This window comes from Streptomyces sp. NPDC044044, assembly GCF_056434405.1.
The window spans coordinates 524,375-538,443 of record NZ_JBWKFG010000008.1; the positions used below are offsets into that span (position 1 = coordinate 524,375).

Below are 14,069 nucleotides of genomic sequence, written 5' to 3' on the forward strand. Positions count from 1 at the left end.
GAGAAGCGATGACCCGAACCCTGGTCGAGGACGTGTGGCCGCTGTCGCCGCTGCAGGAAGGGCTGCTCTTCCACGCCGCCTTCGACAGCGAGGGTCCCGATGTCTACCAAGGGCAGCGGCTGCTCGAACTGACCGGTCCACTGGACGCGGACCGGCTGCGGGCGTCATGGCAGGCGCTCCTGACCCGGCACGCGGCGCTGCGGGCGAGCTTCCGCAGGCGCAAGACGGGCGAGGCGGTGCAGGTCATCGCGCGGGACGTGGAGCTGCCGTGGCGTGCGGCCGACCTCTCCGGGCTCGCGGAAGCGGACGCGCAGGCCGAGGCCGACCGGCTCGCGGCCCGGGAGCGGGCCGAGCGCTTCGACCTCGCGGCGCCGCCGCTGCTGCGGCTCCTGCTGATCCGCATCGATGCCGAGCGGCACCGCCTGGTGCTCACCAGCCACCACGTCCTGATGGACGGCTGGTCCATGCCGGTGCTGCTCGACGAACTCGCGGCCACCTACGCTGCGGGCGGCGACACCTCAGGGCTCCCGCCGGTGACGTCGTACCGCGAGTACCTGGCCTGGCTCGGCCGTCAGGACAAGGACGCGGCACGGGCCGTCTGGCAGGCGGAACTTGCGGGGGCGGACGAGCCGACCCTGGTGGCGCCCGCGGACGCCGGCCGCTCGCCCATGCTCCCGGAAAGCCTGATCAACGAGATTCCCGAGGAACTGACCGATGGCCTGGTGCGGTTCGCCCGCGGCCAGGGGCTGACGGTCAACACGGTGGTGCAGGGCGCCTGGGCGCTGGTCCTCGCGCGGCTCGCCGGACGCACGGACGTGGTGTTCGGTGCCACCGTGGCGGGACGGCCCATGGAGCTGCCGGGCGTCGAGTCGATGGTCGGCCTGTTCATCAACACACTGCCTGTGCGGGTGCGTCTCGACGCCGAGCAGCCGGTGGCGCATATGCTGGCCGAACTCCAGGAACGCCAGTCGACCCTGATGGCCCATCAGCACCTGGGGCTCCCCGAGGTGCAGGGGCTCGCCGACTCCGGCGGCGCCGTCTTCGACACGCTCGTGGTGTACGAGAACTATCCGAGCCCGCCCGCGGCACCCCCGTCGCAGGACACCTTCACCGTGCGTGTCGCCGCAGGCCAGGAGAGCGCGCACTATCCGTTCACGCTCGTGGTGGCGCCCGTCGGCGATCACATGCTCTGCAAGCTCGACTACCGGCCCGACCTGTTCGACCGGGAGACTGCCGAGTCCGTGTTCGCGTGGCTGGTGCGGGTGATCGAGCAGCTGGTGGCGGACCCTTCGGTCCTCGTGGGACGGGTCGGGGTGCTCGCGGCGCCCGAGCGCGGCCTGGTCGTGGAGGGATGGGGCGGCACGGCGGGCGAGGAGCCGGGCGGCCTGGTGCCGGAGCTGATGGCCGGGCGCGTGGCGTCGTCGCCGGACGCGGTGGCCGTCGAGGGCGAACGGACCCTTTCGTACGGGGAGTTGTGGGCGGAGTCCGGCCGCTGGGCCTGGTACTTGGCGGACAGGGGGGTGCGGCGCGGTGACCGCGTCGCCGTCGTGATGGAGCGGTCGCCGGACCTGCTTCCGCTGCTGCTCGGAGTGTGGCGGGCCGGCGCCGCCTATGTGCCGGTCGACGCGGGTTCTCCGTCGGCCCGCGTGGGCTTCGTCCTCGCGGACTCGGCCCCGGTCGTCGTGCTGTGCACGGAGAAGACGCGGGCCGTAGTGCCCGAGGGAGGCGCAGAGCCGCTCGTGATCGACGACCCGCGGGTGCGCGAGGCCGTGCGCGCCGCACGCACCGTCGACGATTCGCCCGTGCTCGTGGGCGCGGACGACGTGGCCTACGTGATGTACACCTCGGGTTCCACCGGCGCCCCCAAGGGAGTGGCGGTGTCGCACGGCAGTGTCGTGGCGCTGGTGGGGGAGCGGGGCTGGTCGGTAGGCCAGGACGACGCGGTCCTGATGCACGCCCCGCACGCCTTCGACGTATCGCTGTACGAGGTGTGGGTGCCGCTGGCCGCCGGTGGCCGCGTGGTCGTCGCCGGGCCGGGAGCGGTGGACGCCGAGCAGGTGCGGGAGCACGTGGCCCGCGGGGTCACCTCGGTGCATCTGACCGCCGGTTCGTTCCGTGTCCTCGCGGGGGAGTCGCCCCAGTGCTTCGCCGGACTGCGCGAGGTCCTCACAGGCGGTGACGTGGTCCCCGTCGGCGCCGTGGCGCGGGTGCGCGAGGCCTGCCCCGACGTGGTCGTACGCCACCTGTACGGGCCGACCGAGGTGACGCTGTGCGCGACCTGGCGGGTCTGGGGGCCGCGTGACGCGGTCGGGTCGGTGCTGCCCATCGGACGCCCCCTGGGCAACCGGCGGGTGTTCGTCCTGGACGCGTTCCTCCAGCCGGTGCCGTCGGGCGTGACCGGGGAGCTGTACGTGGCGGGCGACGGCCTGGCGCAGGGGTACTGGGGCCGGGCGGAGCTCACGGCGGAACGCTTCGTGGCCTGCCCGTTCGTGCCGGGCGGGCGGATGTACCGCACCGGGGACCTGGTGCGCTGGTCCGACACCGGTGAGCTGCTCTTCGTCGGACGCGCCGACGCGCAGGTCAAGGTGCGCGGCTTCCGGGTGGAGCTCGGCGAGGTGGAGTCGGCGCTCGCCGCGCATCCGGCGGTGGCGCAGGCGGTCGTGGTCGCCCGCGAGGACGGTCCGGGCGAACGCCGCCTGGTCGGCTACGTCGTACCCGGGACTCCGGAGGGCTTCGACCCCTCCCTGGTCCGCGCGTACGCGGCCAGGACGCTGCCCGACTACATGGTCCCGGCCGTCGTGCTCCCCCTGGACGAACTGCCCGTCACCCGCAACGGCAAGGTCGACCACAAGGCCCTGCCCGCACCGGACTTCGCGGCGAGGGCCACCGGGCAGGCACCGCGCACGGAGGCCGAGTCGGTCCTGTGCGGCCTGTTCGCCGAGGTGCTCGGCCTGGAGCGGGTCGGCGTCGAGGACAGCTTCTTCGAGCTCGGCGGTGACTCGATCATGTCGATGCAACTGGTCGCACGAGCGCGCCGTGCCGGTCTCGTGGTGACGCCCCGGCAGGTCTTCGACGAGAAGACCCCGGAGCGGCTCGCATCCGTCGCGGAGGCGGTCGACCGGACACGTGGCGCGGGCACGGACCGGGACGCGGGTGTGGGCGATGTGCCCTGGACACCCGTGATGCGTGAGCTGGGCGAAGGCGGTCTGCGCGGCAGGTTCGCGCAGTGGATGACCGTCGGCGCACCGGCGGGACTCGGCAGGGATGTGCTGGTGGGCGGTGTGGGCGCGGTCCTCGACGCGCACGACATGCTGCGGGCGCGTGTGGTGGCCGGTGCGGACGGGCCCAAGTTGTCGGTCGGGCCGCGGGGTTCGGTGGCCGCCGATGGCCTGGTCGTCCGCGTCGGCGCAACGGACGCGCCGGCCGACTCGCTGGATGACGTGGGGGCGACGGCGGCACGCGAGGGTGCGGACAGGCTCGACCCCGCAGCGGGAGTGATGGTCCAAGCCGTGTGGGTGGATGCCGGGCCAGGGCGGGTGGGGCGACTCGTTCTCGTGGCGCATCACCTGGTGGTGGACGCGGTCTCGTGGCGGATCCTGCTGCCGGACCTGCGGGATGCCTGCGAGGCGATCGCGGCCGGTCGGGAGCCACGGCTCGACCCGGTGGCGACCCCGTTCAAGAAGTGGGCCGACGCCCTGGCCGAGGAGGCGAGCGGTGAGCGCCGTACGGCTGAACTCACACAGTGGAGCGAGCTGCTGCTCGGGCAGCTTGAACCACGTCTCGGGCGAAGGGAGTTGTATGCGGAACGGGACACCGCCGCGACCATGCGCCGCCGCTCGTGGACAGTGACGGCGGAACACGCCGCCACCTTGGTGAGCAGCACACCGGCGGTCTTTCACTGCGGTGTGCACGAGGTGCTCCTCGCGTCCTTGGCCGGAGCGGTCGCCCACCGGCGGCGGGAGGGCGCCCCACGAGTGCTGGTGGACGTGGAGGGCCATGGGCGTCAGCAGGTCTCGGGCGCGGAACTGTCCCGCACGGTGGGCTGGTTCACCAGCGTCCACCCCGTCGGGCTGGATGTCGGCGCCATCGACGTGAACGACGTGGTGGCCGGTGGACCGGCTGCCGGGGCCCTGCTGAAGACGGTCAAGGAGCAGGCGCGGGCGATACCGGGCGACGGACTGGGCTTCGGGCTGCTACGCCATCTCAATCCCGCCACCGCACCAGCACTGGCGGCCCTGCCGCGCCCGCAGATCGGCTTCAACTACCTGGGCCGGTTCACGGCGGACGCGGCCCACGGCGTGGCGACCCCCTGGCAGCTGTCAGGGAGCGAGGCGATCGGCGGCTCGATCGACCCGGACACACCGGCCCTGCACACCCTCGAAGCGAGCGCCGCCGTGCAGGACACCCCACGAGGCCCGGAGTTGACCCTCACGTTGAGCTGGCCGTCCGGGCTTCTCGACGACGCCGATGCGGCGGGGATCGGCCGGGCCTGGGAGCGGGTGCTCGGCGGCCTGGCCGCTCACACCGCCGATCCGGCCGCAGGCGGACACACACCGTCCGACTTCCCTCTCCTCGCCCTCACCCAGCAGAACCTCATCGAACTGGAGGCCACTGGACCGGAGTTGGCGGATGCATGGCCGCTGTCGCCGTTGCAGGAAGGGATGCTGTTCCACGCCACGTTCGACGAGGAAGGCCCGGACGTCTACCAGAGCCAGCGCCTGATGGCGCTGGACGGGCCGCTGGACGTGGACAGGCTGCGCGCCGCGTGGGAGGCGCTCGTCGCCCGGCACGCGGCACTGCGGGCGAGCTTCCACCGGCCCGAGTCGGGCGAGGCGGTTCAGATCGTCGCGCGGCAGGTGGAACTTCCCTGGCGCGAGGCCGACGTGTCGGATCTCGCGGACGCCGACGCGCAGGCCGAGGCCGAGCGCCTGGCCGAGCGCGACATGGCGGAGCGCTTCGACCTGACGCGCGCGCCGCTGCTGCGCCTGCTGCTCGTCCGCTACGGCGAGAACCGGCACCGCCTCGCCGTCACCAGCCACCACATCCTGGTGGACGGCTGGTCCATGCCGGTCATCCTCAACGAGGTGTCCGCGCTGTACGCGGCGAGCGGCGAGGGGCCGCGCGGCGACGCGGCACACCTGAGGCCGACCGCCTCCTACCGGGACTACCTGGCCTGGCTGGAGCGGCAGGACAAGGAGGCCGCACGGGCCGCCTGGCAGACGGAACTGGCCGGCGCCGACGAACCGACGCTGGTGGCTCCGGCGGATCCGGGCCGTCCTCCGGTGACGCCGGAAGTCAGCTCGGCGGAGCTCTCCCGGGAGACGACCCGGGCACTGACCGAACTGGCCCGCACCCACGGCCTGACGGTGAACACCGTGGTGCAGGGCGCCTGGGCGCTGGTCCTCGCGCGGCTCGCCGGACGCACGGACGTCGTGTTCGGCGGCACCGTGGCCGGGCGGCCCCCGGAGCTGCCCGACGCGGAGTCGATGATCGGCCTCTTCATCAACACACTGCCCGTACGCGTGCGCCTTGATCCCGGACGGCCGGTCCTGAAGATGCTCGCCGAGCTCCAGGAGCACCAGTCGGCGCTCATCGCCCACCAGCACCTCGGCCTCTCGGAGATCCAGCAGCTCGCGGGGCCGGGCGCGGCCTTCGACACCATGCTGATGTTCGAGAACTACCCGCGTGACTCGTCCACCCTGCCCGGACCGGCGGACGGCGAGGTCACGATCACGCAGCTGAACACCCTGGCGGGGACGCACTACCCGCTGGCCGTGGGAGTCATCCCCGCTGACCAGCTGTGTGTCCTTGTGACGTACCGGCCCGATCTCGTCGAGCGGGAGAGCTCCCTCAGGACGGCACGTCAGGTCGTACGAGTACTTGAGCAACTGGTGGCGGACCCCTCGGTGTCGGTGGCCTCAGTGGACGCGCTCGATCCCGTGGATCGCGCATCGGTCGTGGAGGAGTGGAACGCCACAGGCGCGCGGGCCCCTGGCGGGACCGTGCCTGAATCGATCGCCGGGCGGGCGGAGTCGACGCCGGGTGCGGTGGCCATCCAGGGTGAACGGGCGTTGTCGTACGGGGAGTTGTGGGCGGAGTCCGGTCGCTGGGCGCAGTACTTGGCGATGGTGGGTGTGCGGCGGGGTGACCGTGTCGCGGTGGTGATGGAGCGGTCGCCGGACCTGGTGGTGCTGCTTCTGGGGATCTGGCGTGTGGGTGCCGCCTATGTGCCGGTGGATGTGGGCTGGCCGCAGGAGCGGGTCGCGTTCGTCCTGAAGGACGCGGCACCGGCGGTGGTGGTGTGCACATCGGGGAGCCGAAGTGTGGTGCCGGACGGAGCGGCCGCACATGTCGTGGTCCTTGACGACCCGCAGATGCGGGCGGCGCTGGATGCGTGCGGAGCCGAGCGGCCGGTCGTGTCCGTGGCGGCGCATGACGTGGCGTACGTGATGTACACGTCGGGTTCGACGGGCGCACCCAAGGGAGTGGCGGTGCCGCACGGCAGCGTGGCGTCGCTGGTGGGGGAGCGGAGTTGGGCGGTGGGCCCGGCGGACGCGGTCCTCATGCACGCCCCGCACGCCTTCGACGTATCGCTGTACGAGATGTGGGTGCCGCTGGCCGCCGGTGGCCGCGTGGTCATCGCCGACAGCGGTGTGGTCGACGCCCAGAGGATGCGCGAGCACGTGAAGCGTGGAGTGACGTCCGTCCATGCGACGGCCGGTCAGTTCCGGGCGCTGACGGAGGAGACACCCGACTGCTTCTCCGGGTTGCGTGAGGTGCTGACCGGCGGGGACGTCGTCCCGGCCGGGTCGGTGGCCCGGCTGCGGGAGGCCTGCCCGGACGTCACCGTGCGCCACATGTACGGGCCGACCGAGGTGACCCTGTGTGCGACCTGGCATGTGCTGGAGCCGGGTGAGGAGATGGGCTCCGTACTGCCGATCGGGCGTCCGCTGGCGCACCGGAAAGCTTTCGTCCTGGATGCGTTCCTCAAGCCCTTGCCGCCGGGTGTGACCGGTGAATTGTACGTAGCGGGGGCGGGGTTGGCGCAGGGCTACTGGAATGGGCAGGGTCTGACCGCTGAGCGGTTCGTGGCCTGCCCGTACGTGGCGGGTGAGCGGATGTACCGCACCGGCGACCTGGTGCGCCGGGGCGAGGGCGGTGAGCTGCTCTTCGTCGGCCGTGCGGATGCTCAGGTCAAGATCCGTGGCTTCCGTGTGGAGCTGGGTGAGGTGGAGGCCGCCCTGTCCGCCCACCCCGCCGTGGCCCAGGCCGTGGTCGTCGCCCGCGCGGACGGGCAGGCGGAACGCCGTCTCGTCGGCTATGTCGTCCCGGACGGCACGCCGCCGGACCCGGAACTCATCCGCGCCCATGTGGCCAGGACCCTGCCCGACTACATGGTCCCCACCGCCGTACTCACCCTCGACACCCTCCCGGTGACCCGCAACGGCAAGGTCGACCGCGACGCGCTGCCCGCCCCCGACTTCGCGGGGAGGGTCACCGAGCGGGCCCCGCGCACGGAGACCGAGGCGGTCCTGTGCGCGCTGATCGCCGAGTTGCTTGGCCTGGAACGGGTCGGGCCCGACGACAGCTTCTTCGAGCTGGGCGGCGACTCGATCATGTCGATGCAGCTGGTGGCCCGTGCCCGCCGCGCGAACCTGCTCCTCAAGGCACAGGACGTCTTCGAGCACGAGACGCCCGCGGGCCTCGCGGCCGTGGCCGAGCACGTGGGCGCGGAGACGGGCACGGCGGAATCGGGCATCGGTGACGTCCCCCCGACGCCCGTGATGCGGGCGCTCGGCGAGCGAGGCCTGCGCGGCAGGTTCGCCCAGTGGACCATCGTCGGCGCCCCGGCAGACCTTGGCCGGGACGTGCTGGTGAGTGGTGTGGCTGCCGTTCTCGACGCGCACGACATGCTGCGGGCCCGCGCCATGACCGGAGAGGGCACCGGGGACGGGCTCAAGCTGTCCGTGGGGCCGCGCGGTTCGGTCGATGCCGCGGCCTTGGTCACGCGCGTCGACGCGACGCGTGCGTCGGCCGACTCGCTGGACACCCTGGCGGACGAGGCGGCCCGCGCGGCCACCGAGCGCCTGGATCCCTCGGCGGGTGTGGTGCTCCAGGCCGTCTGGGTGGATGCCGGGCCCGAGCGGACCGGCCGACTGGCCCTCGTCGTCCATCACTTGGTGGTCGACGGGCTGTCGTGGCGCATCCTCGTCCCGGATCTGCGGGCCGCCTGTGAGGCGTCGGCCACCGGGCGAGAGCCGGAGCTCGACCCTGTGGGCACGTCGTTCAAGCAGTGGACGGACACCCTGACGCAGCAGGCCACCGGCGAGAGCCGGACCGGCGAGCTCCCGGACTGGACCGAGCTCCTCGGCACACCCGAACCCCCTCTCGGGCACAGGGAATTGGACCCGGTGCTGGACACCGCGGCCACCATGCGCCGCCGCTCGTGGACCGTGCCTACGCGCCTTGCGGCCACACTGGCGGGCCGGACGCCGGCGCTCTTCCACTGCGGGGTGCACGAGGTGCTCCTGTCGACGCTCGCAGGGGCGGTCACGCACTGGCGGCGGGGCGAGGGCGGTCGGAACGTACTCCTGGACATGGAGGGACACGGCAGGGAGCCGCTCGCGGACGCCGAACTCTCGCGCACGGTCGGGTGGTTCACCACCACGCACCCGGTTCGCCTGGATGCCGCCGGGATCGACCTGGACGATGCGCGAACCGGCGGTCCGGCGGCAGGAGTGCTGCTGAAGACGGTCAAGGAACAGGCGCGGGCGATACCGGGCGACGGGCTCGGCTTCGGTCTCCTGCGCCATCTCAATCCCGACACCGCACCGACCCTGGCGGCGCTGCCGACCCCGCAGATCGGCTTCAACTACCTGGGCCGTTTCACGACGCGGACGGCGAAGGGCCCGGTCGTCCCCTGGGGGCCGGCCGGTGGCGAGGCGATCGGCGGCTCGGTCGACCCGGACATGCCCGCCCTGCACGCCCTGGAAGCGGGCGCCGCGGTGCGGGACACCCCGGAAGGCCCGGAGCTGACCCTCACGCTGACGTGGCCCACCGGAGTCCTTGACGAGGCCGACACGGAGAACCTCGCCCGGACCTGGCTCGACCTGCTCGCCGGTCTGGCCGCCCACACCGCCGCGTTCACCGCCACAGGTTCCACCACCGGCTCCACCACCGTCCCCACCGTGGGCGGACACACCCCCTCCGACTTCCCTCTCCTCGACCTCACGCAGCGCGAAGTCGACGAACTAGAAGCAGCAGTACCTGAGTTGGCCGACGTATGGCCGCTCTCGCCGCTGCAGGAAGGGCTGCTGTTCCACGCGGGCTACGACGAGCAGGGGCCGGACCTCTACGAAGGGCTGCGCGTGCTCGACCTGGACGGGCCGCTGGACGTGGGCCGGCTGCGGGCTTCATGGGCGGCGATCCTGACCCGGCACCCGATTCTGCGGGCGAGCTTCCACCGGCGTGCGTCGGGTCAGGCGGTGCAGGTCATCGCGCGCGAAGCTGAACTACCGTGGCGTGAGGTCGACTTGTCGATGCTCACGGCGGCCGAGGCACGCGCCGGACTGGACCGCATCGTCGAGGAGGAGCGCACCCGCCGCCTTGACGTGACGGCGGCCCCGCTGCTGCGCCTGCTCCTGATCCGGCTCGGCGAGAACCGTCATGCCCAGGTGGTCGTCAACCACCACATCGTCACCGACGGCTGGTCGCTGCCCGTCCTCATCGCCGAGATGTCCGCGATCTACGCGGCAGGCGGCGACGGGCGCAGCCTGCCCCCCGCGACGTCGTACCGGGAGTACCTGGCATGGCTGGAGGGCCAGGACAAGGAGGCGGCGCGTGAGGCCTGGCGCGCGGAGTTCGCGGGCGCGGACGAGCCCACGCTGACGCTGCCCGACAACCCGTCCGCCGCGCCCGCCGTACCGGAGCGCGTGCCCTTCGAGTTCGGCGAGGAACTCACCCGGAGCGTCGTCGGCCTGGCGCGCGGGCACGGCCTGACGGTGAACACGGTCGTGCAGGGCGCCTGGGCGCTGCTCCTCGCCCGGATCGCCGGGCGCACTGACGTGGTGTTCGGCGCGACTGCGGCGGGCAGGCCCGCCGAGCTGCCGCGCGTGGAGTCGATGGTCGGCCTGTTCATCAACACACTGCCCGTACGGGTCGATCTGCGCGGGGAGCAGTCGGTCGCCGCGATGCTGACCGGCCTTCAGGAGCGGCAGGTCGCGCTCATGTCCCACCAGCACATCGGTCTCTCCGAGATCCGCAGGCTCGCGGGCCCCGGCGCCGCATTCGACACGCTGGTCGTGTACGAGAACTACCCGCGCCCGCCCCTGCGGGAGCCCTCACCCGACACCCTGTCCATCCGCCCCGGCGGCACGCCGGAGGACACGGGCCACTACCCGCTGACACTGATCGCGGTGCCCGGCGAGCGCCTCCACGGCGAGTTCATCTACCGCCCCGGTGTGTTCCACCGCGCGTGGGCCGAGGAGATGGTGGCGTCGCTGGGCTGCGTGCTCGAAGGGATGGCCGCCGATCCGTCGGCGCCCGTGGCACGGGTGGGCGTACTGGGCGGGGCGCGGCGCGAGCGCGTCGTCGGCGAGTGGAACCGCACGCGGGTGCCCGTGGCCGCGGAGACGTTGCCCGAACTACTGCGCCGGCAGGTGGAGCTGTCGCGGGACGCCGTCGCCCTGGTATCGGGCGAACGGTCGCTGTCGTACGCGGAACTGCAGGCGGAGGCGGGGCGCTGGGCGCGCTGCCTGATCGCGGCCGGAGTCGGTCCTGAGCGCCGGGTGGCCGTCCTCGCGCCGGGATCCGCGGCGGCGGTGACCGCCGTCATCGCGGTGTCCATGGCGGGCGGGGTCTTCGTGCCGGTCGACCCGGGATACCCGCCGGAGCGGGTGGCGTTCGTGCTCGCGGACGCGGACCCGGCCGTCGTGCTCTGCACACGGGAGACGCGGGCCGTGGTGCCGGAGGGGTTCGAGGGCCGCCTGATCGTCCTCGACGATCCGGAGGTCGCCGCGGAGGTCGCTGGGAAGGCGGCGGGCCCCATCGGCCACGCGGAGCGGACCGGTCCGCTCGGCGCGCACAACGCGGCGTACGTGATCTACACATCGGGGTCGACCGGCACGCCGAAGGGCGTGGTCGTGCCGCACGCGGGGCTGGGCAATCTGGCGCGGGCGCAGATCGAGCGGTTCGCGGTGGGGCCGGACGCGCGGGTGCTCCAGTTCGCCTCGCTGAGCTTCGACGCGGCGATCTCCGAACTGTGCATGGCGTTGCTCTCGGGAGGCGCGCTCGTGCTGCCGGGCGCGGACGCACTGCCGCCGCAGGTTCCGCTCGGGCAGGCGGTGCGCGCATGGGGAGCGACACATGTCACGGTGCCGCCGAGCGTGCTCGCCGTGGAGGAGGAACTGCCCCCAGAGCTGAGGACGTTGGTGGTGGCCGGAGAGACGTGTCCCCCGGCGCTCGTGGACCGCTGGTCCGCGGGGCGGCGGATGGTGAACGCGTACGGACCCACCGAGCTGACGGTGTGCGCGGCCATGAGCGCGCCACTCTCGGCGGGCGGCGGCATGGGCAAGGAGGCAGGCGACGAGGCCCGCGGGTCGGCAGGCCGGGACGCGGTGCCGATCGGGCGCCCGATGGCCAACGTCAAGGTGTTCGTCCTTGACCGCTTCCTCCAGCCCGTACCGCCGGGAACGCCGGGTGAGCTGTACGTCGCGGGCGCGGGAGTGGCCCGCGGGTACTGGGCGCGGCCCGGTCTGACCGCCGAGCGGTTCGTGGCGTGCCCGTACGCCCCAGGCGAGCGGATGTACCGCACCGGTGACCTGGTGCGCTGGACCGACGACGGAGAACTCGTCTTCATCGGTCGCGCGGACGCGCAGGTGAAGGTGCGGGGCCACCGGATCGAACCGGGCGAGGTCGAAGCGGCACTCGGTGCGCATCCCGGGGTCGCCCAGGTGGTGGTCGTGGCGCGCGACGACCGGCGGGCAGGCGAGCACCAGCTCGTCGCGTACGTCGTCGCCGATCCGTCGGAGGCCTGGCGCACCGATGAACTGCTCACCGCCTTGCGCGACATGGCGGCGGAGCGGCTGCCCGCCTCCATGGTCCCCTCGGCGTTCGTGCCGCTCGACCGGCTGCCCCTCACCGCGAACGGGAAGGTGGACCGGCGTGGTCTGCCCGCCCCCGACTTCGCGGGGAAGGTCTCGGGACGGGAGCCGCGCACGGAGAGGGAGGCGCTGCTGTGCGCCCTGTTCGCCGAGGTGCTCGGCCTGGAACGGGTGGGCGTCACGGACAGCTTCTTCGAGCTGGGCGGCGACTCGATCTCCTCGATGCAACTGGCATCGCGCGCCCGACGCGCCGCACTTGTGGTAACGCCCCGGCAGGTCTTCGAGGAAAAGACCCCCGAGCGCCTGGCGGTGGTGGCGGAGACTGCCGACGGAGCCGGGCAGAGCGCCGTCGAGGACATCGGTGTGGGTGAGGTGCCCTGGACCCCGGTGATGCGCGAGCTCGGCGAGGCCGCGCGCCGCCCGAGGTTCGCGCAGTGGGCCGTCGTCGGCGCTCCGGCCGGTCTCGGACGTGACGTACTCCTGGCCGGTGTGGCCGCCGTCCTCGACACCCACGACATGCTGCGCGCACGCGTGGTCACTGCGGACGACGGCGGCAGCGGCTCCGAGCCACGCCTGGTCGTCGGCGAACGAGGATCCGTGGACCCCGAGGCCCTGGTCACCCGGGTGGTTGCCGAGGACACGGCGGCCGAAGAGCTGGACGAGACCGCGGAACGCGCGGCGAAGGAGGCCGCCGGGCGTCTCGACCCGTCGGCGGGCGCGATGTTCCAGGTCGTCTGGGTGGACGCGGGCCCGGAGCGGGTCGGCAGGCTGGTCCTGATGGTCCACCACCTCGCCGTGGACGGAATGTCCTGGCGGATCCTGGTGCCCGACCTGGCCCTTGCCTGCGAGGCCGCCGCTGCGGGACAGGAACCGGTGCTCGACCCCGTGGGGACGTCGTTCAGGCGCTGGGCGAACCTCCTGTCGGCACAGGCGAAAGGACCGGACAGAGCGGCGGAGCTCGACGCGTGGACGGCCCTGCTCGACGGTACGGAACCGCTCATCGGGTGGCGTGCGCTCGACCCGGCGGCCGACACCGCCGAGACCACACGCCGCGCGTCCTGGCAGGTCCCACGGGAAGAAGCGGTCACGCTGGCGGGCCGGACGCCCGCGCTGTTCCACTGCGGGGTCCACGAGGTGCTCCTGTCGACGCTCGCGGGCGCCGTCACGCGCTGGCGAGGCGAGGTCACGTACGGGCGAGGCGAGGTCACGCACGGGCGACGCGAGGGCGGACATGTGCTGCTCGATGTGGAGGGCCACGGCCGTGAACCGGTCGAAGGCGCCGAACTCTCCCGCACGATGGGCTGGTTCACCAGCACCCACCCCCTCCGCCTCGCCGTCGCCGACGTGGACCTGACGGAAGCGGCGGACGGCGGTCCGGCGGCCGGAACGCTCCTGAAAGTGGTCAAGGAGCAGGCGCGTGCGGTCCCGGGCGACGGCCTCGGATACGGCCTGCTGCGCCACCTGAACCCTGAGACGAGCCAGGCCCTCGCCGCACTGCCCGGCCCGCAGATCGGCTTCAACTACCTGGGCCGGTTCACGGCAAGCGCACCGACCGACGGCACCCGGACCGAAGGCGCACCGACCGACGGCCCCCGGACCGAAGGCGGCACGGTCGCCGCCTGGCAGATGGCCGGAGACGCGGCGATCGGCGGCTCGGCCGACCCGGACATGCCGTCCATGCACGCCCTGGAAGCGGGCGCGGCCATCGTGGACACTGCTGACGGGCCCGAGCTGACCATCTCGCTCAGCTGGGCGGGCCAGATCGTCGACAGTGCCGCGGCGGAACGCATCGGCCGGCTCTGGCTGGACATGCTCGGCGGCCTCGCCGCCCACACCACCGATCCCACGGCCGGTGGACACACCCCTTCCGACTTCCCCCTCCTCGGCCTCGCGCAGAGCCAGATCGAGGAGATCGAAGCCGGATTCAACCCGCTCTGAAGCCCTGAGACTCCGAGGCTCGAGGAGAGA

Annotated in this window: 1 protein-coding gene; it reads left to right on the forward strand. The window is 72.8% G+C overall.

The genetic code is table 11. The features are described 5' to 3' along the window. The first annotated feature begins 8 nt into the window (after window positions 1-8). Window positions 9-14,039 (forward strand): amino acid adenylation domain-containing protein, encoded by a 14,031-nt coding sequence (locus tag AC07AG_RS30355; protein ID WP_478759306.1) that lies wholly within the window; start codon window positions 9-11, stop codon window positions 14,037-14,039. Window positions 14,040-14,069: the final 30 nt, after the last annotated feature.